At 75.8% G+C, this 26,501-nt stretch carries 17 protein-coding genes; 9 read left to right on the forward strand and 8 right to left on the reverse strand.

Features of this window, described 5'->3' with window-relative positions; translation table 11 throughout:
• Positions 1 to 26: 26 nt before the first annotated feature.
• Entirely contained in the window at positions 27 to 821 is a 795-nt protein-coding gene (locus ACIQGV_RS07425) for a glutamate racemase (protein ID WP_402491806.1), read from the forward strand.
• 111 nt (positions 822 to 932) lie between these two features.
• Entirely contained in the window at positions 933 to 1,478 is a 546-nt protein-coding gene (locus ACIQGV_RS07430) for a hypothetical protein (RefSeq protein WP_402491809.1), read from the forward strand.
• A 48-nt stretch (positions 1,479 to 1,526) separates the two neighbouring features.
• Here the strand turns inward: ACIQGV_RS07430 and ACIQGV_RS07435 are convergent, their stop codons facing one another.
• The gene (locus tag ACIQGV_RS07435) at positions 1,527 to 2,576 is read right to left on the reverse strand and encodes an O-antigen ligase family protein (protein ID WP_402491811.1); all 1,050 of its coding nucleotides are present in this window, start codon (positions 2,574 to 2,576) and stop codon (positions 1,527 to 1,529) included.
• Between the two features lie 315 nt (positions 2,577 to 2,891).
• On the opposite strand from ACIQGV_RS07435, the gene lnt reads away from it, so the two are divergent.
• From lnt to ACIQGV_RS07450, 3 genes are all read left to right on the forward strand, one after another.
• Complete coding sequence (lnt, locus tag ACIQGV_RS07440) at positions 2,892 to 4,508, forward strand: apolipoprotein N-acyltransferase (RefSeq protein ID WP_402491814.1); 1,617 nt, start codon at positions 2,892 to 2,894, stop codon at positions 4,506 to 4,508.
• A gap of 50 nt (positions 4,509 to 4,558) precedes the next feature.
• Positions 4,559 to 5,035, forward strand: coding sequence for an NUDIX hydrolase (locus ACIQGV_RS07445; RefSeq protein ID WP_402491817.1), 477 nt, complete (start codon positions 4,559 to 4,561; stop codon positions 5,033 to 5,035).
• 277 nt (positions 5,036 to 5,312) lie between these two features.
• Positions 5,313 to 7,280 (forward strand): helix-turn-helix domain-containing protein, encoded by a 1,968-nt coding sequence (locus tag ACIQGV_RS07450; RefSeq protein WP_402491820.1) that lies wholly within the window; start codon positions 5,313 to 5,315, stop codon positions 7,278 to 7,280.
• Between the two features lie 93 nt (positions 7,281 to 7,373).
• On the opposite strand, the gene ACIQGV_RS07455 is transcribed toward ACIQGV_RS07450, so the two are convergent.
• Positions 7,374 to 8,444 carry a fatty acid desaturase family protein gene (locus ACIQGV_RS07455; protein ID WP_402491823.1) on the reverse strand — a complete coding sequence of 357 codons (1,071 nt, stop codon included), beginning with the start codon at positions 8,442 to 8,444 and terminating at the stop codon, positions 7,374 to 7,376.
• 243 nt (positions 8,445 to 8,687) lie between these two features.
• On the opposite strand from ACIQGV_RS07455, the gene ACIQGV_RS07460 reads away from it, so the two are divergent.
• The 4 genes from ACIQGV_RS07460 (at position 8,688) to ACIQGV_RS07475 (ending at position 17,925) form a co-directional block, all read left to right on the forward strand.
• The gene (locus ACIQGV_RS07460; protein WP_402491825.1) at positions 8,688 to 11,810 is read left to right on the forward strand and encodes a type 2 lanthipeptide synthetase LanM family protein; all 3,123 of its coding nucleotides are present in this window, start codon (positions 8,688 to 8,690) and stop codon (positions 11,808 to 11,810) included.
• Between the two features lie 196 nt (positions 11,811 to 12,006).
• Positions 12,007 to 12,207, forward strand: a complete 201-nt coding sequence (locus ACIQGV_RS07465) for a hypothetical protein (RefSeq protein WP_402491828.1) — start codon at positions 12,007 to 12,009, stop codon at positions 12,205 to 12,207.
• A 120-nt stretch (positions 12,208 to 12,327) separates the two neighbouring features.
• Positions 12,328 to 15,384, forward strand: coding sequence for an AAA family ATPase (locus ACIQGV_RS07470; RefSeq protein WP_402491831.1), 3,057 nt, complete (start codon positions 12,328 to 12,330; stop codon positions 15,382 to 15,384).
• Between the two features lie 687 nt (positions 15,385 to 16,071).
• The gene (locus tag ACIQGV_RS07475; RefSeq protein WP_402491833.1) at positions 16,072 to 17,925 is read left to right on the forward strand and encodes a BTAD domain-containing putative transcriptional regulator; all 1,854 of its coding nucleotides are present in this window, start codon (positions 16,072 to 16,074) and stop codon (positions 17,923 to 17,925) included.
• A 30-nt stretch (positions 17,926 to 17,955) separates the two neighbouring features.
• Here ACIQGV_RS07475 and ACIQGV_RS07480 read toward each other — a convergent pair whose 3' ends face one another.
• Genes ACIQGV_RS07480 through ACIQGV_RS07505 form a run of 6 tightly spaced genes read right to left on the reverse strand, consistent with a single transcriptional unit; the run spans position 17,956 to position 26,115 of the window.
• Positions 17,956 to 20,085, reverse strand: coding sequence for a prolyl oligopeptidase family protein (locus tag ACIQGV_RS07480; RefSeq protein WP_402491836.1), 2,130 nt, complete (start codon positions 20,083 to 20,085; stop codon positions 17,956 to 17,958).
• Positions 20,086 to 20,111: 26 nt separating this feature from the next.
• On the reverse strand, positions 20,112 to 21,620 hold the full coding sequence (locus ACIQGV_RS07485) for an MFS transporter (protein ID WP_402491838.1): 1,509 nt from the start codon (positions 21,618 to 21,620) through the stop codon (positions 20,112 to 20,114).
• Positions 21,617 to 22,546, reverse strand: a complete 930-nt coding sequence (locus tag ACIQGV_RS07490; RefSeq protein ID WP_402491840.1) for a DUF6895 family protein — start codon at positions 22,544 to 22,546, stop codon at positions 21,617 to 21,619. Before ACIQGV_RS07490 ends, ACIQGV_RS07485 begins: the two co-directional genes overlap by 4 nt.
• Before the next feature lie 2 nt (positions 22,547 to 22,548).
• Positions 22,549 to 23,832: a radical SAM protein gene (locus ACIQGV_RS07495; RefSeq protein WP_402491843.1), complete on the reverse strand. Its 1,284-nt coding sequence runs from the start codon at positions 23,830 to 23,832 to the stop codon at positions 22,549 to 22,551.
• Positions 23,829 to 24,791, reverse strand: a complete 963-nt coding sequence (locus ACIQGV_RS07500) for a DUF6895 family protein (RefSeq protein WP_402491846.1) — start codon at positions 24,789 to 24,791, stop codon at positions 23,829 to 23,831. The genes ACIQGV_RS07495 and ACIQGV_RS07500 overlap by 4 nt, the downstream gene beginning before the upstream one ends.
• On the reverse strand, positions 24,763 to 26,115 hold the full coding sequence (locus ACIQGV_RS07505; protein ID WP_402491848.1) for a glycosyltransferase: 1,353 nt from the start codon (positions 26,113 to 26,115) through the stop codon (positions 24,763 to 24,765). The genes ACIQGV_RS07500 and ACIQGV_RS07505 overlap by 29 nt, the downstream gene beginning before the upstream one ends.
• Positions 26,116 to 26,501 lie beyond the last annotated feature (386 nt).

The raw sequence follows: 26,501 nt of genomic DNA on the forward strand, positions 1-26,501 counted from the left end.
GGCGGCACATCGTCTATCGTGGCCGGGTGAAGATCGCGCTCATGGACTCCGGAATCGGCCTGCTGGCGGCCACCGCCGCGGTACGGCGCCTGCGCCCCGACGCCGATCTCGTGCTCTCCCTCGACCCGGAGGGCATGCCCTGGGGACCCCGCACCCCCGAGGACCTCACCCGGCGGGCCCTGACGGTCGCCGAGGCCGCCGCCGCGCAGGGGCCCGACGCCCTGATCGTCGGCTGCAACACCGCCACCGTGCACGCCCTGCCCGCGCTGCGCGCCCGGCTGGAGCCCACGCTGCCGGTCGTCGGCACCGTCCCGGCGATCAAGCCGGCCGCGGCCGGCGGCGGGACCGTGGCGATCTGGGCGACCCCCGCCACCACCGGCAGCGTCTACCAGCGCGGCCTGATCCGTGACCACGCGGGCGGCGTCCAGGTCGCCGAGGTGCCCTGCTGGGGGCTGGCCGAGGCCGTCGAGCACGCGGACGAGGCGGCCGTCGACGCCGCCGTCGCCGCGGCCGCCGCCCTCACCCCGCGCGACGTCACCACCGTCGTGCTGGGCTGCACCCACTACGAACTCGTCGCCGACCGCATCCGCGCCGCCGTGCAGCGCCCCGGCCGTCCGCCGCTCGCCCTGCACGGCTCGGCCGGAGCGGTGGCCGCGCAGGCGCTGCGCCGCATCGGTGAGCGGCCGGCCCCCGACGCCCCCGCCGCCGGCACCCTGACCGTGCTGCTCAGCGGGCGCGAGGGCACCCTGCCCGACGCCGCGCTGGCGTACGAGGAGGGGCGCCTGCTGCCCGCGGCCGGCACCGCGGCGGACCTGCGCTGAGCAGGGGCCTCGCCCGCGCGCACGGGTCTCACCGGACCGGCCCCGCCCGTCCGGACCAGTCACGGTCCGCGACGGGGTACCGGCGGAGCGAAACCTGAGTAATCTCGAAGCATGAGGGAGCACCCCCACGGCGACGACCCGTCGCATCCCGAGGTCTGGACCGGGCGGGCGACCAACCGGTTCCAATGGCTGCTGGCGCTGTTCGGCGCCGCCTGCGTGGCCCTCGGTGTCGAGCTGGCCGTGGACTCCCCGCGGACCTTCTCCACGGCACCCCTGGTGATGTCCGTCGTCGGCTGCATCGCGGCCGGTCTGCTGGTCCTCTTCGGCACCCTCGCCTTCGTGCACGTCGCCCTGAAGGTCGACAGGGAGTCGCTGGAGGTGCGCTGCGGACACATGGGCGTCCCGCGCCGCCGCATTCCGCTGTCGCACGTGGCCGGAGCCGACTTCGAGCCGCACGTCACCCCACGCCACTGGGGCGGATGGGGCTACCGCTGGCGTCCGGAGAAGGGCACCGCGGTCGTCGTGCGCCGGGGCGAGGGCGTGGTGCTGCGGCTGTGGGACGGCCACACCTTCACGATCACGGTGGACAACGCCGAGGCGGCCGTGCGGGTGATCAGGGACCGCCTGCGCGCGAGCCGCCAGGGCGCGGCACTCTGAGCCGGGCGCCGTCGCTCCGCGCGCGCCGCCGTCCGTCCGGCGGTGCCGTCAGCCGTCCGCCCGCGCCGGCTCCCCGTACGACGGGTCCTTCAGGGGCCGTGCCGTCGCCAGGCCCGCCAGCAGGCCGGTGCCGACCGACACGGCCGTGAAGCTGAGCGCGTTGCCCACCGACGCGACGGCCACGAGCGCGGTGAGCGCGGCTCCGGCGGTCAGGGCGACCCGGGTGGGCCGGGCGGTGCGCCACAGCGCGAGGAGCACCCACGCGAAGGCGGCCGCCGCCAGCACCAGCCCCACCACCCCCTGCTCGGCGAGCAGCTGGAGCGGCGCCGAGTGCGGCTTGCCGTCGGGGAAGGGTGCCGCGGCGGCTGCCCGGCTCAGTTCGCCGAACCGGCCCGGGCCCACTCCCAGCAGGGGATCCTCGCCCGTCAGGCGCAGGGCGTCCTGCCACAGCTCGACGCGCTGCCCGGTCAGCCGTCCCTCCAGGGACAGGGCGAGACCGTCCGGCAGGGCGTTCTCGGCGACCGCCCAGATCGTCCCCGTCACCAGCGCGGCGGCGACGGCGAGGCCCGCGACGCCCGCCCCGCGGCTCCGCATGCCGCCCGCGGCCAGGGAGCACAGCAGCACGGCGGCGCACAGCGCGGCCCCCGACGGTGAACCCAGCAGCGCGGCGGTGACGGCGATCCCCGCGGCCAGGGCGCGCAGCGCGTGCCGCGCCAGGGGCACGGCCGTGGCCCAGGCGGCACAGCAGGCGGCACCGGTGCACAGCACGAGCAGGGCCGCGGTCGAGCCCGCGTGACCGAGCGGGACCTGCGACTGCGGTCCCGGCGTCAGATACGGCGTGCCCACGGCCAGCCCGAGCCCGGCCAGCGCGGCGGCACAGGGCGCGGCCACCGGCAGCAGCGCGCCGGAGATCCGCCCGGCCGCGTAACCGGCGGTCACCGCGAGCACCGCGAGCAGCACTCCCTCGGGACGCCCGCCGTGCACGGCCGCGGAGATCAGCGACCAGAGCGCGCACGCGCCCAGGATCACCATGCCCGCGCCGTCGGAGCCCCCTCGTCTCTCGCCGCCCGCGGCCTGTGCCCCGGCCGCGGACGTCATCCCTGTCGCCCTCACCTGTTCCCCCGCACCACGGTCACCCCCGACCTGCCCCGCACCCCCGTGCCCCCCATGGCCCGGCCGTACGGCTCCGGCTCACCGTAATCGGTGCCGGGCGGAATGTGGATGACCAGGTGCGAGCTGCGCAGAAACGTTGAGGCAAACCGGACCTCCCGGACGGTCCCGCACCCCCGCACCGCACCGCCCGCACCGCCCCGCCCGCGACGCTCCCGGACCGCCGCCCCGTCCCGCCGCGGCCGAGGTCAGCGCCCCGGACCGCGCTGTCGGCCCGCCCGCCGCCCGCCGTACACTCCGGGAGTGACCGTCACCGCAACCTCCGTCGGCGAGTCCGGCCAGGCCCCGTCGCAGACCGCACCCGCCTCGCGCGGCGCGCGGCTCGCGCGCCTGGCACCGGCCGCCGCCGCGGCACTCTCCGGAGTGCTGCTCTACGTCAGCTTCCCGCCGCGCATCCTGTGGTGGCTCGCCCTGCCGGCCTTCGCCGTCCTCGGCTGGGTCCTGCGCGGCCGCGGCTGGAAGGCGGCCCTGGGCCTCGGCTACCTCTTCGGCCTGGGCTTCCTGCTGCCGTTGCTGGTGTGGACGGGCGTGGAGGTGGGCCCCGGACCCTGGCTGGCCCTGGTGGTGATCGAGGCGGTCTTCGTCGCGCTCGTCGGCGCGGGTGTCGCCGCCGTGTCCAGACTGCCCGGCTGGCCGCTGTGGGCCGCCGCGGTGTGGACCGCCGGCGAGGCGGCGCGCGCGCGTTTCCCCTTCAGCGGCTTCCCCTGGGGCAAGGTCGCCTTCGGGCAGGCCGACGGCGTCTTCCTGCCGCTCGCCGCTCTCGGCGGCACCCCGGTCCTGGGCTTCGCGGTCGTCCTGTGCGGCTTCGGCCTCTGCGAGATCGTCCGCCAGGCCGTCACCTGGCGGCGCACCCGCACGTGGCGGCGGGCCGCGGCGGCCGTGGCCGCGCTGAGCGTGGCCGTGCCGGTGGGCGGCGCGCTGGCGGCCCGGACCCTCGTCAGCGACAAGGCGGAGGACGGCACCTTCACCGTCGCGGTGATCCAGGGCAACGTGCCGCGGGCCGGCCTGGAGTTCAACGCCCAGCGCCGGGCCGTGCTCGACTACCACGCGCGCGAGACGCGCCGGCTGGCCGCCGAGATCGACGCGGGCCGGGTGCCCCGGCCCGACGTGGTGCTGTGGCCGGAGAACTCCTCCGACATCGACCCCTTCGCCAACTACGACGCCCGCGCGGTCATCGACGGCGCCGCCGAGGCGGTCGGCGCGCCCATCTCCGTCGGCGGTGTGGTCGAGCGGGACGGCAAGCTCCTGAACGAGCAGATCCTGTGGGACCCCGAGAAGGGCCCCGTCGACACCTACGACAAGCGGCAGATCCAGCCCTTCGGCGAGTACCTTCCGCTGCGCCCGCTCGTCGGCGCGATCAACGACAGCTGGACCGGCATGGTCCGCCAGGACTTCAGCCGCGGCGACGAGCCCGGCGTGTTCGAGGTGGCGGACGCCAGGATCGGCCTGGCCACCTGCTACGAGGCCGCCTTCGACTGGGCCGTGCGCGACACCGTCACCGGCGGTGCCCAGATGATCTCCGTGCCCAGCAACAACGCCACCTTCGGCCGCAGCGAGATGACCTACCAGCAGCTCGCCATGTCCCGGATCCGCGCCGTCGAGCACAGCCGGACCGTCACCGTCCCGGTGACCAGCGGGGTCAGCGCGGTCATCCTGCCGGACGGCACCGTCACCCGGCGCACCGGCATGTTCGTGGCCGACTCCCTCGTCCAGGAGATCCCGCTGCGGTCCTCCGAGACGCCCGCCACCCGGCTCGGCATCCTGCCCGAGATCGCCCTCGTGCTGGTCGCGGCGGGCGGGCTCGGCTGGGCGATCGGCGCCGGGGTGCGCGGGCGGCGCGCGGGCGGCGTACAGGGGTGAGCCCGCAGGACGCCCGGGGGTCCCGTGACCGACCCGGTTAGGGTCGGCGCATGCCTACACCGGACTTCATCCGAGACATCAGGGCCTCGGTCGGCCACGCGCTGCTCTGGCTCCCCGGCGTCAGCGCCGTCGTCCTCGACGACCGGGGCCGGGTGCTGCTGGGGCAGCGCTCCGACAACCACGAGTGGTGCGTCGTCTCCGGCATCCTCGACCCGGGCGAGCAGCCCGCCGAGTGCGCCGTGCGCGAGGTCTACGAGGAGACGGGGGTGAGGTGCGTCGTCGAACGCGTCGTGGCCGTCCGCTCCACCGGGCCGATGACCTACCCCAACGGCGACCGGTGCCAGTTCATGGACATCACCCTGCGCTGCCGGGCCGTCGGCGGCGAGGCCGTCGTGGGCGACGACGAGTCGGTGGCCGTCGGCTGGTTCGAGGTGGACGCGCTGCCGCCGATGAGCGAGCCCCAGCAGTTCAGGATCAAGCAGGCGCTCGCCGACGAACCCACGTGGTTCGAGCCCACGGCCTCCTGAGGAAGTGCGGGGCCGGGCCGCACGGGGCGGGGCGCGGGCGCTGCCCAGGGCCGAACCATGACCCCGCCCTTCCCCTCTCCGGTGTCCCCGGTGTCCCCGGTGTCCCCGGCCCCCAGGCCCCCGCACCCGACCTCGGCGGCCGCACCGCCCTCGTCACCGGCACCTGCCTCGTCCTCGGCGGCGGGTGGACCGCCCACCGAGCCGCACCGGGACCGGGGCGGCCCCGAGTTCTCCCCAGGACTGCCGGGCCGCCCGGGTCATGGGGAATCCTGTGAGCATGTCCCGCGATCACGTGCAGTCCGCCGAACGCCCGGCCGAGCAGGCCGCCGGCGGCCCGGCCGGAGGCGCCCCCGCCCCCCTCGACGCCGAGGTGCCCTTCCTGGAGCTGCTGGCCCGGGGCGCCGCCGCCGACGCCTACGAGCAGCCGGTGCTGACCGCGCGCGCCCAGGGACAGCCCGCCGAGCGGATCGCCGCGCTCGACCGCGCCAAGCTGCTCGCCCTGCGCGTCCGCTCCGAACTGGAGGGGCGCCGCCGCCGGGAGGCCGAGCTGTCGGCCCTCTTCGCGACCGCGCACGACCTGGCCGGCCTCAGGGACCTCGACGCCGTCCTCCAGGCGATCGTCCAGCGCGCCCGCTCCCTGCTCGGCACCGACGTGGCCTATCTGAGCCTGAACGACCCCGCGCGCGGCGACACCTACATGCGGGTCACCGAGGGCTCGGTCGCCGCCCGCTTCCAGCAGCTGCGCCTCGGCATGGGCGAGGGGCTCGGCGGCCTGGTCGCCCAGACCGCGCGGCCCTACGTCACCGACGACTACTTCAAGGACGCGCGCTTCCAGCACACCACCGCCATCGACGCGGGCGTCCACGACGAGGGCCTGGTGGCCATCCTCGGCGTCCCCCTCATGCTCGGACACCACGTCATCGGCGTGCTGTTCGCCGCGGACCGGCGCGCCCGGGTCTTCGAACGCGAGCAGATCGCCCTGCTCGGCTCCTTCGCCGCGCTCGCCGCGGCCGCCCTCGACACCGCCAACCTGCTCACCGAGACCCGTTCCGCCCTCGCCGGCCTGGAACGCGCCAACGCGATCATCCGGGACGGCAGCGCCGTCATCGAACGTGCCTCCGACGTCCACGACCGGCTCGCCGAGCTGGTGCTCCGCGGCGGCGGGGTGCACGACGTGGCGGCCGCCGTCTCCGAGGTCCTGGAGGGCACGGTCCGCTTCACCGAGGCCGACGCCGCACCCGCCGGAGCCCTGGAGGCATCCCGCGCCGACGGACACGCCGTCCGCCACGAGGACGACTGGATCGCCGCGGTCGCCGCGGGCGGCGAACTGCTCGGCGCTCTCGTGCTGCGCGGCCACCCCCGCCTCGACCCCGTCGACCAGCGCACCCTGGAGCGCGCCGCGATGGTGACCTCCCTGCTGCTGCTCGCCCGGCGCTCCGCCGCCGAGGCCGAGCAGCGGGTGCGCGGCGAACTGCTGGACGACCTCCTCGACGCCCGCGACCGCGACCCGCGCCTGCTGCGCGAGCGCGCCGCCCGGCTGCGCGCCGACCTCGACGCCACCCATGTCGTCCTGGCCGCCCGGCTGGACGGCACCACGGCCGACGCCGAACACGAGGCCGCCGCCCGCAGACGACTGTGGTCCGCCGCCTCCCACCTCGCCGCCACCCGGCAGGGCCTCGCCGCCGCCCGCGACGGCGGCACCGTCCTGCTGCTGCCGCTCCACCCCGGCGACACCGCCACCGCCCTCGCCCGCCGCACCGCGCGCCAGCTGGGCACCGCCGTCCACGAGGCCGTCACCGTCGGCGCGTCCGCGCCCGTCGAGCACCTCGACGGTCACCCGGACGCCGTCGTCGCCGCCTACGAGGAGGGTCGCCGCTGTCTGGACGCGCTGCGCCTGCTCGGCCGTACCGGCGACGGGGCCGCCGCCGAGGACTTCGGATTCCTCGGCCTGCTGCTCGCCGGGGACCGGGACGTCCCTGGCTTCGTCGAGCGCACCATCGGCCGGGTCGTCGCCTACGACGAACGCCGCGGCACCGACCTCGTGCACACCCTCGACGCGTACTTCGCCTGCGGCATGAGCCCGGCGCGCACCAAGGACGATCTGCACGTCCACGTCAACACCGTCGCCCAGCGGCTGGACCGGGTGGGCCGCCTGCTCGGCGAGGACTGGCAGAGCCCGGCCCGCGTCCTGGAGATCCAGCTCGCCCTGCGGCTGCACCGCCTGGCGTCCCCCGCACCGCACTGACCCCCGTCGGCGCGGGGCGCGAACGGGGGCCGGCCGGGTGCGGGCCGGACGGTGCGGGCGTCCGCGGGACGCGCCGCCATGGAGCCCGGGGCGTCACGCCGCGCGCTGCCGCCTGATCGGCTCACCCACACGGTGCAGGTGCGTCAGGGCCTCGCGGTAGGACCGGAGCAACCCGGTCTCGTGGTACGGCACCCCGATCTCGGCGCAGTACTGCCGCACGATCGGCCGGGCCCGGCGCAGATGCACCGCCGGCATGCTCGGGAACAGGTGGTGCTCGATCTGGTGGTTCAGACCGCCCAGCATCACATCGGTGAACCGGCCGCCGCGCACGTTGCGGGACGTCAGCACCTGGCGCCGCAGGAAGTCGAGCTCCTGGTCACCGGTGAGCGTCGGCATGCCCTTGTGGTTGGGAGCGAAGGTGCAGCCCAGGTAGACACCGAACAGGCACTGGTTCACGGCGACGAACGCCACCGCCTTGCCCGGCGGGAGCACCAGGAACAGCGCGGAGAAGAAGGCGGCGAGGTGCAGCAGGAGCAGGACACCCTCCAGCAGCCGGTTCTTCATGGAGGAGGAACGCAGCGCCCGGACACTCGCCACGTGCAGGTTGAACCCCTCCAGCGTCAGCAGCGGGAAGAACAGCAGCGCCTGGTGACCTCCGACGAGGCGGGCCGGGCCCCGGCTGGAGCGGGCCTGCCCGGCCGACCACACCAGGATGTCCGGGGCGACGTCGGGGTCGAGTTCCTCGTGGTTGGGATGGGCGTGGTGGCGCGTGTGCTTGTTCATCCACCAGCCGTAGCTCATGCCGATGCCGAGATTGCCGAACAGCCGTCCCCAGATCTCGCTGTGCCGGCGCCGGCGGAAGACCTGGCGGTGCGCCAGATCGTGCGCCACCAGGGCGACCTGTCCGAACACCAGGGCCAGGAAGGCCGCCACGGCCAGTTGCCACCAGCTGTCGCCGAGGGCGAAGAACGCCGCCCAGCCGGTGGCGAACGAGCCCATCACGAGACCGAGCCGCACGGTGTAGTAGCCGGGGCGCCGCCGGAGCAGCCCCGCCTCGGTCACGCGTCGTGCCAGCACGGCGAAGTCGCTGCCGGCACCTGAGGGCGAGCCGGTGCCGACGCCGGAGCGGCGTGTTCCGGCGGAGGCGTCGGGAGTAATCGTCATGCCGGTCATTCTCGGAACGGCCCCACGACCTCGGAAAGCCTGCCAGCCACCCTGTGCACCCGAGGCTTCGCCCCACCACGACAGGGGGGTTGGCCCCCGGGCGGGACGTCTCACGAGGCTCGACGGGACAGGGACTCGCGAGGACCCGTAAACATGGGGGGTTCTCCCCCATGCGGCGCCGGCGCCCGCCGTACGAGGATCGGCCCTGTCGGTGAGGGCGGGCCGGACGGCGGGGGAGGGACGATGGCGGCGGAGACCGGACAGGGGCGGGCCACGGCCGCGCTGCCGGAGACCGGGCGGTGGTGGGAGGCCGGGCTGGTCCGCGCGGACGCGGAGCACGAGCGGCCGGACTGGGCCGCGTTCGCCGAGGAGGCGTCGCAGGCCGCGCCCGAGGAGACCGTGGCGCCCGAGCGGGACTTTCCGGGGCTGAGCGGGTTCGCGTGGGTGCTGCGGCCGTTCACCCTCCTGGCCGGGGAGCGGCTGGAGCGGAGCCTGTCGGCCCCGGCACGACGCCTCGTGGACCTGGCCGCGGTACGGGGCGACCTGGAGCGGCAGCTCGGCGCCGCACTGGCCCGGGCGGCGGCGCGCACCCTGGTGCTGGAACTGCACGAGGCGCGCACCGCGGGGCGGCTCGACGGGGACGACCCCCGGGCCAGGTTCCGGCACTTCCTCGGACGGGTCGCCGCCCGGCGCGGTCTGACGGACCTGCTGGCCGGACGGCCGGTGCTGGCACGGATCCTGGGACGGACGGCACTCGACGCGGCGGACGCGACGGCGGAGGCGCTGGAGCGGCTCGCGCACGACCGCGCCCGGCTCACCGCCGGACTGCTGGGGGAGTCCGGCCGGGATCCGGGGCCGCTCGTGGGGGTCGAGCCCGGCGCGGGCGACCGGCACCGGGGCGGCCGCAGCGTGATGCTGCTGCGCTTCGCCGACGGGACGAGGCTCGTGTACAAGCCGCGGCCGCTCGCCGCGCACCGTCACTTCAACGATCTCGTCGCCTGGTTCGGCCGGCTGCCCGGCTCCGTGGACCTGCGCACCCTGGAACTGCTCGACCGGGGCGCCTACGGATGGGTGGAGTTCGTCGAGGCGCGGCCCTGCGCCTCCGGCGCCGAGGTGGAGACCTTCTACCGCCGCCAGGGCGCCCTGCTGGCGCTGCTGCACCTGCTCGACGGGACCGACCTGCACCACGAGAACCTGATCGCCGCCGGCGCCCACCCGGTGCTGGTCGACGTGGAGACCCTGTTCCACCCGCCGCTGCCCGGTGCCGTCACGGAGGATCCCGCCGCCCGTGCCCTGCACGACTCGGTGTACCGCGTCGGACTGCTGCCCCAGCTGCTGGTCGGTGACGACAGCGCCCTGGACGTCTCCGCGGTCGGCGGCGGCCGTGCGGCGGCCTCCCCCGTGGACCGGGCGGACTGGGCCGACGCCGGTACCGACCGGATGCGCCTGGTGCGCAGGGCCGGGAGGTTCGGCGACTCCGCCAACCGGCCGTGGCTCGCGGACGGCACGCCCGTCGAACCGGGGGACCACGTCGAGGCGCTGTGTGCGGGGTTCCGCGCCGCGTACTCGGCGATCAGCGGGGCCTGGGACGAACTGCTCGCCGGACCGGGCCCGTTGACCGCCTTTGCCGAGGACGAGGTGCGGGTCGTGCTGCGCCCCACCTGGGTGTACAGCATGCTCCTCGACGAGACGACCCATCCCGATCTGCTGAAGGACGCGGGCGAACGGCAGCGGGTTCTCGCGACGCTGCGCACCGGCCGGTTCGGCGCGGTCCCCGAACCCGGCGCGGTGGAGGAGGAGATCGCCCAGCTCTGGTCCGGGGACGTGCCGTTGTTCACCGCCCGGCCGGGCGGCGACCGGCTCCGGGGCGCGGGGGAGCCGCCGGTCGGGAGCACCGGTCTGCCGGGGATCGAGCGCGTCACGGCGAAGCTCGCCGCCCTGGACACGGTCGACCGGCAGGACCAGGAGTGGATCGTACGGGCCGCGATGGCGACCGCCTCCCGTGAACCCGCGCACCGGCCCGCCGAGGGCCGCCGGCCCCGGACCGCTGAGCTCGCCCCGGAGCCGGAGCGGCTGCTGTCGGCGGCCCGGTCGATCGGTGACCGGCTGGTCTCCCGCGCCTACCGCGAGGGCCCCCGCAGCAACTGGATCGGCCTGGAGCTCCTCGACGACCGCTACTGGCGGATCGGCCCCATGGCCGCCGACCTGGCCGGCGGCTACACCGGACCGGCCCTGTTCCTGGCCCAGCTGGCGGACCTCACCGGAGCGGGACACTACGCGGAGGCGGCCCGCACCGCCCTGGCGCCGGTGCCCGCGCTGCTCGACGCGCTGGCCGCCAGGCCCGCCGACCTCGGTGCGGTGGGCTCCGGGGCCTTCTCCGGCCTCGGCGGCATCGCGTACGCCCTCGCCGAGACGGCCCGGCTGCTGGACGACCCGGACATCCGCTCATGGGGGTCCGGCGCGCTGCGGCTGGCCGCCGAGGCGACCCGCTCGGAGAGCGACCACGGTCTGGCCACAGGTGCCGCCGGAGGGCTGGCCGTCCTGCTGGCAGCGCGCCGGGCCGGCCCCGGCGGGGAGCGGGAGAACCGGCAGGCCGCACGGGCCTGCGCGGACCGGCTGGCCGCCGCCGACCTCACCTCCCTCGGGCGGTCCTTCACGAACGGGGCCGCCGGCGCCGGCTGGGCGCTGATGCGCTTCGCGGACACGGAGACCGCCACCGGGGCGGGCGCGGAGGCCGCCGAGCGCTACCGGACCGCGGGGCTGTCCGCGCTGCGGGCGGCGGCCGGCGGGGACCTCCGCGGCGCGGCCGAGGAGGGCTCCCGCAGGGCGGCCGGTGCGGGCGGCGGCACGGCGGCGGACGGGCACCCGACGGCGGGCACGGTCTCCCGGGCGCCGGACGCGGTCTCCCGCACGGCGGGCGCCGGGTCCGATGACGGAGCCCGGGACTCCGCCTGGTGCCGGGGGAGCGCCGGGGTCGTGCTCGCGGTGCTGGACGCGCCGGGTGCCCTGGACGATCCGTGCCTCGCGGCCTGGGCCCGGGAGAGGGCCGGGGAACTGGGCCGGTCGCGGCCGGCTCCGGACGACAGCCTCTGCCACGGCGAGGCCGGACTGTGCGAGCTGCTGGCGCACGGCGCGCTCCCGGAGGCACGCCGTCACTGGGTCCGCAGGGCAGGAGCACTGCTGGCGTCCGCCGAGGAGTCCGGCGCCCGCAGCGGCGCCCCGGGCGGCGTCCCGCACCCCGGCATGCTGACCGGCCTGGCGGGGATCGGCCACGGCCTCCTCCGCGCGGGCTTCCCGGAACGCGTGCCGTCCCTGCTCCTCCTGCGCACGCCCGGCCACGGGACCGACCCGGCGGCGACGCCCTAGCGCCCGGCCCGGCACCACGAACGAGCCGGCACCACGAACGAGCCGGCGCCGGGACGCGCCTCGGGTCCCGGCCGCACCACCACGCCCACCGCACACCTGATGCCGTACCACCGCACATCTCATGCCGCACCACCGCACCACCGCACGACCCGGCACGACCACCACTCCTGCGGACACGAAGGACGAGCGAGGGACCATGCAGATCACTGACTCGGTGCTGTACGTCGACGGCGGGGCGGGCGCGAGGACCGCGGCCCAGGAGCACCCGGTGGGGGAGGTGACACTCGGCGCGGGCGGCGCGCTGGGGCTGCGCAGCCGGCTGCTCAGGACGGCCGAACTCGACACGGCGGCCTCGATAGACCTGCCCTTCACCACCGGCACCATCACCCTGGCCTGAGAGAAGGACGGGCACGTCGTCCGGCGACGTGTCGGAGATGACGTCTTGACGGAGGAGGCGGAGGCCGGGGGGTTCCCCGGCCCTCTGCCATGTGCGAAAAGGATCAAGTAGCCTGCGCTCATGCGTGCGATGTCGTCGGTCATCGTGGGGCGGGACGCCGAGATCGGGCTGCTGGACGGGGTCCTCGACAGTGTCGGCAAGGGCGCCGGACGGGCGGTGTTCCTCGTCGGCGAGGCGGGGATCGGCAAGTCGCGGCTGGCCGGGGAGTGCGCCCTGCGCGCGTACGCCCGGGACATGCCGGTGCTGCGCGGCCGGGCCACGTCCACCGGGCTGGTGGTGCCCTTCCGGCCCCTGGTCGAGGCGCTGGCCTCGCGGTTCCGGGCGGCCGGCGCCCCGGACGACCCCGAACTCGACCCCTACCGGCCCGCCCTGGCCGGACTCGTGCCGGAGTGGCGGTCCGCCGCGGCGGCACCCGGCTACGCGATCTCCCTGGTCGAACTCGCCGAGGCGCTGCTCAGGCTGCTGGCCGTGCTCGGCCGCGAGCGGGGCTGCGTGATCCTCCTGGAGGACCTGCACGACTCCGACACCGAGACGATCGCGGTCGTCGAGTACCTCGCCGACAACGTGGCGGACCTGCCGGTCCTGCTGGTCGGCACGCTCCGCCCCGACCCCGGCCCCGCGCTGGATCTCGCGCTCGCGGCGGAGCTGCGCAACACCGCCGAGTTACGGGAGCTCGGCTCACTGGCCGAGGACGCCGTACGGGACATGGTGGACGCGTGTCTGGGTGCCGCGCCGGGTGAGGTGCCCCCGGCAGCCCACCGGCATCTGGCACGACGGGCGGGCGGCAACCCCTATCTGGTGGAGGTGCTGCTGGCCGACCTGGTGGACACGGGGCGGCTGAGCCGGGCGGGCGACGGATGGCGGCTCGCCGAGCAGGGCGAGGCGCCGGTGCCGACCGGCGCGGTGCGCAGCTGGGCACGCCGGCTGGACCGGCTCGACGAACCCGTGCGCGAGCTGCTGCTCGTCGCGGCCACGCTCGGCGGCCGGTTCTCCGTCGAGGCGCTCGCGGCCGTGACCGGGTTCGACGACCGGGCGCTGTTCGCCCATCTGAGGTCGGCCTCGGAGGCCGGGATCATCGCCCCGGACGGGGCGGCGCACGACCACTACACCTTCCGCCACGTCCTGACGGCCGACGCGCTCAGGGCCTCGCTGCCGCCCGCCGAACAGGCCGCGCTGGCCCGTCGCGCGGCCACGGCCGTCGAGGAGTCCGCCGTCGAACTGTCCGGCGAGCAGCGTCAGTTGGTGGCGACGCTCCGGCTGGCGGCCGGGGACAAGGTGACCGCCTCCCGGCAGTTCGCCCGGGTCGGACGGCAGATGCTGGATGCCGGCGCGTCGGGTTCGGCGGCCGTGCTGCTGGAGCGCGCCCGGGGGCTCGCGCCCGACGGGGAGCGGGACGAGGTCACGGTGCATCTGGCGATCGCCCAGGCCGAGTCCGGACGGCTGGACGTCGCGGCCGCGCTGCTCGACGATCTGCCGCCGGCCGCCGCCGGGTCCCGTACGGCGGAGGAACGGGCGCAGGCGCACACGCAGGTCGCATGGGTCGCGACCATGGCGGAGCAGCAGGAGGAGGCACGCCGCCGGATCCGGGCGGCCCGCGCCCTGCTCGGGACGCCGCTGCGTCCGGAACAGGAGGCGGCGCTGGTCGTGGTCGAGGGGCATCTCCTGCTGCTGCCGGATCAGGACGGCCGGGTCGATCAGGACGGCGAGGACGGCGGGGCCGGCGAGGACGGCCAGGAGGCCCGGGCCGGGCAGGACGGCCCGGGCGGCCGCGAGCGGCTGAAGGAGGCGGAACGTTCCGCCCGGCGTGCCGCGCTCACCGCGGAGGAACGCGGCCGGCCCGTGGTGGCCTGCCGGGCCTGGCAGCTGCTGGCGCTGCTGTCCCGCGAGCGCGGGTTCGACGAGGCCGATGCCTGTCTGGTGCGGATGCTGGCGGTCGCCGACCGGCACCGGCTCGCGGTGTGCCGGGCCGAGGCACTGGTGCGGCTCGGCACCAACGCGTTCATGCGGACCGGCGAGGCGGCCCAGCTGGAGTCCGCCCGGGCGGCGGCGCACGAACTCGGCTCGCTCGCCCTGCTCCAGACCACCGACGGACTGCTCGCCATGCAGGGGGTCCTGGCCGGCCACTGGGACCGCGCCCGGGAGACCGTCGAGCGGTCCGTGGAGGCCAGCGCCCGTCTGGGGAACCTGTCGGCACACCGCTATCTGCTCCTCGTCGACGCCACGCTCGCCGCCCACCGGGGACGGGCCCGCGAGCAGGAACGGGCCCTCGCGCGGTTCCGCCGGGCGGGCGGCGAGGAGTCGATGCTGGTGCCCCTGCAGCGCGGACTGTGCCAGGCCGTGGGCGCGTTGATGGCCGAGGACCGGGAGCGGGCGGCCGCGGAGCTCGACGCGGCCTCGGCCTGGGAGCGGGAGCACCCCAGCTTCTTCTACCTCAGCGGCCGCTACGGGCTGCGCCCCCTGCTGCGGATCCTCGCCCGCGACGACGGCGGCCCGCGGGCGTACCGGGAGGCGCTGGCCTCGCCGGGCGGGCAACTGGCCTGGAACCGGATGTTCCTCGGCCTGGCGGACGCGCTGCTGCGCGGCCGGGCGGGCGACGAGGCGGGCGCGCGGCGTGCCGTGCGGGAGGCCGGCCGGGCGGCGGGGGCGTTCCCGCAGGCGTGGCACCTCGCCCTGCGGCTGACCGCCGAGGGAGCCCTCGACGACTCCTGGGGCGAGCCGGTCGCCTGGCTGCGCACCGCCGAGGAGTACTTCCACGAGGCGGGCGTCCAGCCGGTCGCCGGGGCCTGCCGGGCCCTGCTGAGACAGGCGGGCGTCAGCGTCCCGCAGCGCCGCGGCGGCCGTGAGCGGATCCCCGCGGAGCTGCGCGCGGTGGGCGTCACCCCGCGCGAGTACGAGGTGTTCGTGCTGCTCGCGGAGCGGCCCGGCAACCAGCAGATCGCCCGGCGGCTGTGCATCTCGCCGCGGACGGTGGAGAAGCACATGGCGAGCCTGATGACCAAGACCGGCAGCACCGGCCGCTCGGAGCTGTGCGCGCTGTCCGCGCGGAGGGCGGACGAGCAGGCGCCGCAGGGCCGGGAGACATCCGGCACCGCGGCCACGGCCCCCTCGCCCCTGTAGCCGGGGCTGAGGACCCCGCCCCTGCGGCCCGGAAAGAGCCCGAACCCATCCGGTCCCGGCACAGGCCCCCGCCCCCGGCGGCCGGGGCACGGCGCCCTCACCTCGGCGGCCCCGGTGAAGGGCCCGCGCCCCGCCGGTCCCGGTGAAGGGCCCGCGCCCCGCCGGTCCGGTGGAGCGCCCGCACCACCACGGCCCGGACAGAAGGTCCTTGCCCGGCGGCCGGGACACGGCGCCCTCACCTCGGCGGCCCCGATGAAGGGCCCGCGCTCCGGTGATCCCGGTACGGCGCCCCCGCCCCCGCGGCCCCGGTGGAGCGCCTGTATCCATGCGGTCCTGGAGGAGGTTCCGCGCCCCGGTGGTTCCGGCGAAGGGTTCTCGCCCCGGTGGAGCGTCCGTACCCCGGTGGCCGTGTCGCAGGGTTTTCGTCCCAGTGGGTCCGGCGAGGCTCCCGCGCCCCCCTGGTCACGGCAGAAGGGACCTCCCCGGGCCGGAAGGGTGCGGCATGGCGGCCGTGGGTGGGGGCCGGTTCCGTCTTCATGGGGGTCCGGCCCCCGGTACGGGGGTCCGGACCCCCAGAACACCCCCGCCGGCGGGAGGAGTCTGCGGGACCGGCACCGATGCGGGGCAGGACGGACGCGGCGGATCATCGAGCGACCGATTCCCTTCGCCCCCACGGAGGTCCGCTCGATGCCGCGTCCGTCCGCGCAGCCCGCCGTGTCACCGCCCGCAGCGTCGCCCGGCACGCTCCGGTTCTCCGTCCTCGGCCCGCTCGCCGTGCACGGGGACGGCCGCCCGCTGCCCCTCGGCCCGCTGAAGCAGCGCGTCGTGCTGGCCGCGCTGCTCAGCTCCGCCAACAGCCCGGTCTCCGTGGACGCCCTGACCGACGCGGTGTGGCCCGAGGAACCCCCTCGCACCGCCCGGAAGAACCTCCAGGTGTACGTCAGTGCCCTGCGCGCCCTGCTCGCGGACGGCGACCCGGGCCGCCCCCGGCTCTCCCACACGGGCGCCGGCTATGTGCTGCGCGCGACCGAGGACGAGCTCGACCTGCTGCGGTTCCGCGCCCTGGTACGGGCCGCCGAGGGGCAGCAGCCCCGCGAGGCCGCCCGGCTGCTGCGCCAGGCACTCGACCTGTGGGAGGGGGCACCGCTGGGCGACGACCTGCGGCGCTCGCCCCGGCTGGCCGAGGAGGCCGAACGGCTGGAACTGCGCCGTCTCACGGCGTACGAGACCTGGGCGGAGGCGGAGCTGCGGCTGGGCGGCGCGTCGGCGGTGGTCGAGGGGCTGCGCGACCTGGTGGAACGGCATCCGCTGCGGGAGCGGCTGCGGTCCGCCTGGATGTGCGCGCTGAGCGCGTCCGGCCGGCGGGCCGAGGCGCTCGCGGTGTACGACGACTACCGGCAGCTTCTCGCCCGGGAACTGGGACTGGAGCCGAGCGGCGCGATGGCGGCCCGCTACCGGGCGGTCCTCGCGGGCGAGGAGCGGGCGGGAGCGGAACCGGACGCCGGCCCGCCGAAGGCACCGCCCGGCCCGGGCCGATGTCCGGCCACGGCCGCGCTGCCGCCCGACCTCGCCGACCTGACCGGCCACGGCGAGGAACTGCACGACCTCCTGGACCTGCTGGCGGACGACGGCGCCGGCGGCGTCGTGCTGCTGTCCGGCCCGGCCGGGTCCGGGAAGACCACGCTGGCCGTGCGCGCCGCCCGTCTGCTCGGCGGCCGGTTCCCCGACGGGCGGCTGTGCCTCTCCCTGCGGGACGCGGACGGCCGGCCCCGGCCGCTGTCCGCCGTACTCGCCGAGACCGCGGGACTCACCGGCAGGGCCGGGCCGCCGGGGGCGCAGGAGTGGCGGGAATGGCTGGCGAGGCATCGCGCGCTGGTGATCCTGGACGACGTGCCCGACGAGAGCGCCGTACGGCCGCTGCTCCCGTACGGCGGGCAGGGCAGAGTGCTGCTCACCGCACGCGGCCAGCTGGGCGGACTGGCCCCCGTGCACCGGCTGCCCCTCCCGCCGCTCGGCACCGCCGAGGCCCTGCAACTGCTCGCAGGGCTGGTCGGCCCGGGCCGGGTGCGGGCCGACCGGGAGGCCGCGCTGCGGATCGTGCGTGCCTGCGGCGGGTCGCCCCTGGCGGTCAGGGTGAGCGGGATGCGGCTCGCTGTCCTGCGCCATGTGCCGCTGCGGGAGTTCGCCGACCGGCTCACCGACCCCGTTGGGGCGCTGGACGAACTGACCTCCGGGGACGTGTCCGTGCGGCGGTGGCTCGCCCGCGGCTGGGCGGCGCTGCCCGAGGAGTGCGGCCGGGACGCGAACCGGCTGGCCCTGGGCACCGGGGACGGCCCGTTCGGCCTGACCGAGGCGGCCGAGGCCCTCGGCTGCGACGAGCGGCACGCCGTACGGGTGGTGGAGGAACTCATCGAGGCCGGCATGGTGACCTCGCCCTGCGGAGAGGTCACCGCGCACGCCGCCCGGTACGAACTGCCGCATCTGATACGGCTGTACGCGCGCTGCGTCCGGTCCGCCGAGCCCGCGCCGGTCCAGGGCTGACCGGCGCGGCCGCTGTCGGCCTCCCCGGCCTCAGGGGACGGCCGGGCCGGGACCCTCCGGGGCCGGCAGGCCCACGTGCCGTGCCAGGAAGGCGAGGCACTCCGCCTGAAGGGCCGCCGCACGGGACGCGGACCGGTCCGCGTGGCCGACGCCCCGCTCCAGCCGCAGCAGCACCGGCCCGGCGCCGGTCGAGGCGTGCTGGAGCGCCGCGCACATCTTGCGGGCGTGCAGCGGGTCGGTTCTGGTGTCGCCGTCCGCGGCGGTCAGCAGCACCGCAGGATAGGCGGTCCCGGGGGTGACGCGGTGATAGGGGGAGTAGCCGTGCAGCGTCGGCAGCATCGCGGGATCCCGTGCGCTGCCGTACTCGGGCGTCCAGCTGGGCCCGAGCCCGGACAGTTCGTAACGGACCATGTCCAGCAGCGGCGAACTGCACACCACGGCCGCGTACTTGCCCGGCTGCTGGGTCAGGGCGGCGCCGACCAGCAGCCCGCCGTTGGAGCCGCCCGTGCAGGCGAGCCGGCCCGGCGCGGTCCAGCCCTCCTCGATCAGCCGGTCGCCCGCGGCGGCGAAGTCGTCGAAGGTGTTCTGCTTGTCCTTCCCGCTGCCGGCCAGATGCCATGCCTCGCCCTCCTCGCCCCCGCCGCGCAGCCCCGCCCAGGCGAACACCCCGCCGGCCCTGACCCAGGCCAGCACCTGGGCCCGGTACCGGGGCGACATCGTCCGGCCGAAGCCGCCGTACCCGGTGAGCAGCGCCGGACGCGGCACGTCCGGGCGGCCGGTGGGGGAGATGACGAACATCCGCACCGTCGTGCCGTCGCGGGAGGGGAAGGCGACCTGGCGGGTGACCGCCCCGCCGGTCCCCGGGGCGTCGGGCGCGTCGCGCTCCCAGCGCGTCACCTCGCCCGTGCGCGCGTCGAGGCGGAGCACCCGCGGCGGTGTCACGAAGTCGGTGTAGGCGAAGTAGGCGTCGTGACCGCCGGGCGTGGCCGAGAAGTCGCCGACGGCGCCGGTGCCCGGCAGCGGGACGGTGGCGATCCGCCGCCCCTCCACCAGGTCGTGCACGGTCACCTCGGCCACCGTGTCACGGGTCCAGGCGACCAGGCCGAGCGGATGCTTCAGCTCCGGGCCGGACAGCACGACCAGGTGGGTCAGCACCGCGTCGGGCCGCTCGGGCACCACCTCCCGCCAGGCGCCGGGACCCAGGTGCAGTTCGGCCGGCCGGCACGCGACGACGCGCCCGCGGGGGGCGTCGCGGTCGGTCCGCAGCCACACCTGGTCCCGGGGCCCCGTACCGGGGACCGCCCTGAGGCGGGTGGCGGCCGTCATGCCCTCCTGGACCGGCCGCAGCCGCGGCCGCTCCGGCGGCCCGGCACGCAGGTCGGCCAGATACAGGTCGGTGCCGCGGCCGGTGCCGAGCGTGGCCGTGACGCCCAGCCAGCGGCCGTCCGCGGTCACCGAGACGCTGTAGAACTGGGTCCTGTCCCGCCCCTCGCCGAAGACGAGGGCGTCCGTCCCCGGGTCCGTCCCCACCCGGTGCAGATAGACCCGGCGGTGGTAGCGCGCCTCACCGGGGTGGTCGCGGGGGTCGAGGTTCCTGACGTAGTAGAACGCCTCGCCGCCGGGCAGCCAGCCGATCGACGACTTCCGCACCCGGTCCACGGGCCCGTCGACGACCTTCCCGCCGGCCACGTCGATCACCTGGAGCAGCGAGTCCTCCGTGCCGTTCCGGGACACCTGGAAGGCCAGCAGATCACCTTCCACCGAGGGTTCCCAGGCGTCGAGCACGGTGCGTCCCGACGGGTCGAGGGCCGCGGGATCCAGCAGCACCCGCTCCTCGCCGCCGGCCTGCGCCACCATCAGCACGGGATGTTCCCGGCCCGCGTCCTGGCGCAGCCAGAAGAGCCGGTCGCCGCGGATCTCGGGGGACCGGGCGCGGTCGACGGCCTCGACCGCCGCGACCTGCGCCTCCCAGCGCCCCAGGTCCTGCCAGGAGGCCCGTTCCGCCTCGTAGAGCGCGTCCTGCCCGGCACCCCAGCGGAGCGTCGCGGCGGACCCGGCGTCCTCCAGCCAGCGGTACGGGTCCGCGACGCGCAGCCCGTGCAGTTCCTCGACGACGTCCTGCCGCTGCGCGTCCGGGTGGCGCCGGTCCTGCGGAGTCACGCGATCCTCCCTCGTCCGTCGCCGTGTCAGAGCTCGTTGGAGCGGTTGACGACACAGGCGGAGAGCTCCTCGTCGTCGTCGCTGTGGGCGACGACCTCGATGTCGTCGTTCTCGGCCGGCTCCGGGCCGGTGCCGGGGTGCGTGTTCTCGGGCACGGTCGTCCTCCTCGGGTGACGGCGTCCGGCGGGCCGGACGCGGATGAACGCACGGATCCTGGAAGGGGGAGCGTCCGCCGCCGTGACGGCGTCCCGCGTGGCGGGCAGGGCGGCCCAGGCGAAGACCCCGGCCGCCACGACGACCAGCCCCGACACGGCGAAGACGGTGTCGACGGGGCCGAAGCGGAAGCCGCCCAGAGAGCCGTCGACGCCTCGCAGCACGGAGCCGGCGAGCCAGCCGGACAGGACCGCGGACAGCATCGAGGCCAGCTTCGTCACCGGGTAGAACACCGCCATCACCCGGCCCCGGTAGTCCGGCGGCGCCGCCGCGAGCAGCAGCGGCGACATCGCGGTGTTCAGCACGGTGAGCGGAACGGTGAAGACGAAGAGCAGGGCGACGCCGCCGAGGAAGCCGGTCTGCCGGGAGTAGGCCACCAGCAGCACACCGCTCACCAGCAGACCGAGCCAGGTCGTCCGGCGCGCTCCGAGCCACTGCACCACCCGGCCGCCGCCGAGCGCGCCCGCGATCCCGCCCGCCCCCATCGCCATGCCGAGGTATCCGTAGAGATGGGCGTCCGCGTGGAGGTTGTCGGTGGTGAAGAAGACGTTGAGGGTGCTCAGGGCGCCGACCCCGAACTGGCCGATCACGGCGAGCACCAGCAGCGCGACCAGGAACCTGCTGCCCGCGAAGAACCTCAGTCCGTCCACGAACTCCCGGCGCAGACCGGCCCGCCGCCGCGCGGCGGGCTCTCCCGCCGCGTCCTGCGCCGGTACGCGCAGGGCGCGGATCGCGAGGTACGACACCACGTACGTCAGGCCGTTGAAGAGCAGGGCCCACTGGAGACCTGCGGTGAACAGCAGCGGTGCGGCGAGAGGCGGTCCGACGATCCAGGCCGTCTCACCGGTCGCCTGCGCGATGCCCGCCGCGCGGGCGCGGTCGGCCTCCCCGGTCACCAGGTCCGCGAGGACCGCGAAGCGCGCCGGGGCGAAGAACTGGCCCGCCGAGTGCAGCAGCAGGACGGTCGTGTAGACCAGGGCCAGCCAGGCCCCGTCCGCCAGCGCCCCGGCCGGCAGAAAGGCGACGGCGGCCGGCACGGCCACCAGCACCCCCCGGACCACCTCGGTGCGCAGCATCGTGGCGCGCTTGTCCCACCGGTCGACGAACACGCCCGCGAGCGGTCCGACGACCAGCACGGCCACGCTCGACGCCATCAGGATCCCGCCGACCGCCATCGGCGCCCACGGCTCGTCCTTCGCCAGCACGGTCGCCACCCACAGCACCAGGGTCGTGCTGAAGACCGCGTCGCCCACCGACGACACGGCCTGGCCGAACCAGAGCCGGGTGTAGTCGCGGTTGATCAGCACCGGACGCCAGGTCATGAGGGCCTCGGGGACGAGACGACCAGCGCCATGAGGGCGGTGACCAGGGTCGTGTGGTACGCCTTCCGGAAGAACTCCCCGGGCGAGGCCGACGCGGGCGCCTCGAGCGCCGCGGACCTCCCCGGGATCGCCCCGTCGGACCGCTGGACCCGTATCAGGCGGTCCACGGCGGCGGCGCCCTCGGACGTGTCCAGCGGCTCGCAGCCCAGGACGAACTGGGTGAGGACCAGCTCCGCCGCCAGGTCCCACCGGTCGTGCTCGACACAGTGGCACAGCATCCGGCGGACCAGGTCCCGCGCGTGCGTCAGCGCGCCTCCGCCGAGACCGGGCCAGGTCTGTCCGAAGTCGCTGAGGTAGAAGCCGGTGTGCGTCAGTGCGTACGCCTGAGGACCGGTCAGCGGAGCCCCGTCCTGGGTCGTCCCGTCCCCGGGCCCGGCGGCACGGAACGCGACGAGCGGGCTGTGCGGGAGCAGTTCGGCGTACGGCTCGACGGTGTGGCGGACACCGGCCTTGTCCGCGTAGTGGCGGATCTCGATGCGCTGGTAGGGGGACTTGTCCCGCGGTGTGAGGAACCCGGGTTCCAGCCGGGCGAGCGCCGCCCGGACCTGGGTGCCGTCGATCGCGTCGGGGGCCAGCGCGGCGTAGATCAGCCGGTACGCGGACGCGTGCTTCGGGACGTCCTCGAACAGCCGCGGGAGGCCGGGGTCCTGCCAGAGCTTGCGGACGAGGGCCGTCGCCCCGTCCAGTGTGTCCGGCGGGTCCGGGAGGCGTGCCGCGCAGTGGCAGAGCAGCGCCAGTTCCAGCGCGGCCTTCGCCTTCGCGTGGGTCGCCGGCCGGCCGCTCGCCGAGAACGGGTCGAAGAACTCCAGGTTCCCGTCCAGCCAGCGCAGCGCGCCGGCGGAGAGCCGCTCCAGGGATGAGGACATGTCTACAGGCGCCCCGTCTCGTGCAGATGGTCGAGCAGGGCCGTGTCGACGGAGTCCCGGAACCTCGCGAGCGTCGCCGCGTCCTCGTCGTAGCGGTACAGGTCCTGGCAGGCGACCCAGCGGTCACGGGTCACCGCGCCGGGCAGATAGCCGTCGGTGACCGTGCCGACCTCCCAGTCGGGTTTGCCCGCGGTCTCCCAGCAGCTCGCCAGGGTGCCGTCCGCGCTCACCACCGCGCCGTAGCGGCCGTCGGTGTGGCCGCAGGTGACACAGGTCTTGCGGGCACCGGGCCGGCTCACCGTGAACCCGAGGTCGAGCGCCCGGCGCTGCCACCGGACGAAGGAGGCCGCCAGTTCGCCCGTGTGCAGCAGGCTGTTGGCGTAGCCGACGCCCACGTCGCCGATGCGGGCGAAGTACAGCGTGCACCGGGCGGGGTCGAGCGTGGCGGCGAGCCGGTCGATCAGGGCGTCGACACCGTGGAAGGTCTCCTGGGAGACGTTCACCCGCAGGGTCCAGCTGATCGGCGTCGCCTCGGACGCCTTCACGATGTTGCGGACGATCTTGTCGAAGGTGGCGCCGCCGTCGGCCCGGCCCACCCGGATCCGGTCGTGGTCGCCGCGGTCCCCGTCGAAGGTGACCTGGACCGACGTCAGTCCCAGACCGGCGAGCCGGCGGGCCAGGGACGGGGTGAGCAGGGTGGCGTTGGAGATCATCCAGGCCGAGACCGGCGCGATCCGCGCGGCGCGCTCCAGCAGTTCCGTGCAGCCGCGCGGATTGAGCAGGGGCTCGCCGCCGAACAGCAGGATCCTGAGCCTGTCCAGGCCGGCGGCCGTCATCCGCCGCTCGGTGAAGCCGAGGATCGAGGTGATCGTCTCCGAGGTGAGGCGGCTGCGTCCGATCCGCGGCGGCCGGCTTCCGCCGCCCTCGTCCTGGGCGGTGTTCTGGAAGCAGTATCCGCAGCCCAGGTTGCAGTGGGTGCTGGTGAGGACGGTCAGCGCGTACGCGTGGATCCCGGGCGCGGTGAACATGCCGCTCTCCCGCAGCCGCTGCTCCGCCCCGGGGAGCAGGGCCCCGTCGGCGGTGACGTGCCGCTCGCCCAGCCGGGCCACCCCGCCCGGACCGAGGAACCACCAGTTCCGCGCGCCCTTGAGGAGACGTGCCCCGGAAGGGAGGACCGCGGTCCCGCCGGGGGCCCCCGCCGGTGCGGAGCGCACGGTCCGGCCGAGGCCCAGGACCCCGCCGGCTCCCGCCGCCGTGCCTGTGCCCACCGCTCGGTCGATGCTCATCGTGCCTCCCGCAGGGACGCCGCCCCGGTCAGGGAAGGCTCCTCCGCCCGGCCGCCGGTGACGATCAGTGTCATCAGCGCCACGACGAGGGTCACCTTGTAGGACTTCCTGAAACGCTCCACGGGCGTCGCCCCGGCCGAGGGCCGCTCGGCGGCGCAGCGCCCGGGGACCGCCCCGTCGGGAACCTGCGCCCCGACGAGCATCCGCAGGCCGGCCGCGCCCGACGCGGTCCGTCGCGGATCCGCGCCCAGACAGTGCTGGGCGAGCAGCAGCTTCGCCACGACGTCCCAGTCGCCCAGACCCGTACAGTGGTCGGTCAGCCGTTCCACCACGCGCAGCGCCCGGTCCCGGTCCTCCCCCGTGAGACCGGGATCGCGGAAGCCGAAGTCGCTCAGGTAGAAGAGGGTGTGGGCGACCAGGCAGCCGTCGAGATCGGCGGCCGGCAGCGTGCCGGCCCGGGGCAGCGGGCTCGCCTCGTACAGCTCCTCGTACGTCGCGAACCGGTGTCCCAGACCGGCCGTCTCGGCGTAGAACCTCGCCTCCAGGTGGAGGAACGGCGGTTTGCGACCCGGTGCCAGGTAGCTGCCGTACGCCAGCCGGGCCCGGACGGCCGCGGGTGCCCCGGTGGCGGCGCCGGGTGGCGCCAGCGCCGCGTACATCAGCTCGAACTGCCGTGTGTACCTGCTCTCCAGGGCCAGCAGACGCGGGAAGTCCGGGCGCCGCCAGACCTGTTCGACCACCGCGGTCACCTCCGCCAGGGCGGGGTCCGAGGGAGCGCACCTCTCCCAGTAGCGGCGGAGCATCGCCAGCTGGAGGAGAGCCTTCACGCGCGGGGTCACCGGCAGCTCGGCGTGCGCGGCCGGGGAGTCGAGGTAGGCGGCGTGCCGCCCGACCCACCCCCGTGCTCCCGCCGACAGGCTGGTCACGGCCTCATCGAGGTCTGCTGGTCGCGTACTCATAGTTCTCCTTCGAGGAAGCGGTGGCCCCGGCCGGGGGAGGGACGGGCGCCCCGGCGGAGGAGGCGCCGGGGGAGCCGGCGGGCGCCCCGGCGGCGGTCCCGGACCGGGAGACCGTGGTGGCGGTCCCGGTGGAGGAGGCCCCGGTGGCGGTCCCGGCGGAGGAGACCCCGGCGGCGGTCCCGGCCACCCGCTCGACGGCGTCGGCCGCGCGCGCCGCGCTGTCCACGGCGGCCAGCCGGGCGCCGAGCACCCGGGCGCGGCCCCGCAGAGCCTCGTCGCGCCACGCGGACTCCAGCACCGCCGAAGCCCGCACGGACGGGCTCTTGGAAAAATGGACGGCGACGCCGGTCCGCAGACAGGCGCCGGTGAGCAGGGGCTGCTCCGAGCCGTTGGGCGACAGAGCGAGAGGCAGACCGCGCAGCAGCGCGGCGAGCACCGGCGCGGAGGTGCCGTTGCTCAGCACCAGTCCGGCGCGGTCGACGAGCGGCCCCATCCATCGCTTCCGGACGAGCAGGATGTCGGCGCCCGGCGCGGGCCGCGGATCGGTGGACCGGCCCTGCTCCACCACGGCCTGGAACCGGCCGCCGGTGAACGCCTCGTTGAGCCGGGGCCACAGGCTCCTGCCCTCGAAGAACCGGCCCAGATGCACATAGACGACGGGTTTGCCGGACCGCCTCAGACGGTCCTCGATCTCCTCGACGTCCGCCGCGTCGGGCCGCGGCTCCCAGGACAGCGGCCCCACGTGCCGCACCCGCCCGGGGAGCCGCGCCCCCGGATGCTCCAGCTCCGGGTCCCCGCGCAGCAGCAGGGCGTCGCCCAGCAGCGGTCCGTCCTCCCAGCGGGAGGCACGCCCCGACAGACCGGCCTGCTCCCGCAGGTCGGTGTAGAACCGCAGGCAGTCCCGGGTCCGGCTGTCCCGGGTCCGGCCCAGCTGCGGCTCACCGTCTCCCCCCGAGCGGTAGTCCCACAGATGGACCGACAGCCCGACCACCACCACCGGGACGTCCAGGGTCTCGGCGGCGAGCAGGGCCCCGGTGCACAGCACGGAGGTGACCAGCAGGTCGGCGCCCGTCTCCCGGGCCGCGCGCACGGTCGCGCGGTACTGCGCCGGACCGCTCGGCCCCCACCACGTGGCGGAGAAGGCCCGGCGGCCGCCGAAGTCCTCCGCCGCCGCGAACGGCAGCCCGGCGTCCGCCGCGACGGGTGCCGCGGTGGACCGGCCCAGCACACCCACGTCATGACCCCGGCGCCGCAGTTCCCGGCCGGCCGCGATCACCGGGTAGAGATAGCCGCCGTCGCTGAGCGGGCAGAGAAGGATCTTCACGACGTGCCGCTCCCTCGATGTGACCGGTCCGCTGCCGAGGTGGCCGCGGGCCCCCGGTTCCTGACAGGGTCTGCCGGGAACCGGGGGGCCCGCGCGGTGCTCAGAACTCAGTGACGAGGTGTCAGTTGAGCTCGCTGGAGTGGTTGACGACGCAGCCGGCCTCGGCCTCTTCGTCCTCGCTGTGCGCGACGACCTCGATGTCCTCGTTCTCGGTCGACTCGGGGTTCGTGTTCTCGGGCATGTGATCCTCCTTGGTCGACGGCGTCGCTGCGCCGGCTGAGAAGAACGTACGGACGCCCGGTATGGGAACACCTGGCCGCCGGTTCGGCGCCGGTATACCCCGACGACGCGGGCCCGTGACGGCCCCGCAGCCCCGCCGCCCGCCC

It is taken from the genome of Streptomyces sp. NPDC093094, from assembly GCF_044754345.1.
GTDB lineage: Bacteria > Actinomycetota > Actinomycetes > Streptomycetales > Streptomycetaceae > Streptomyces.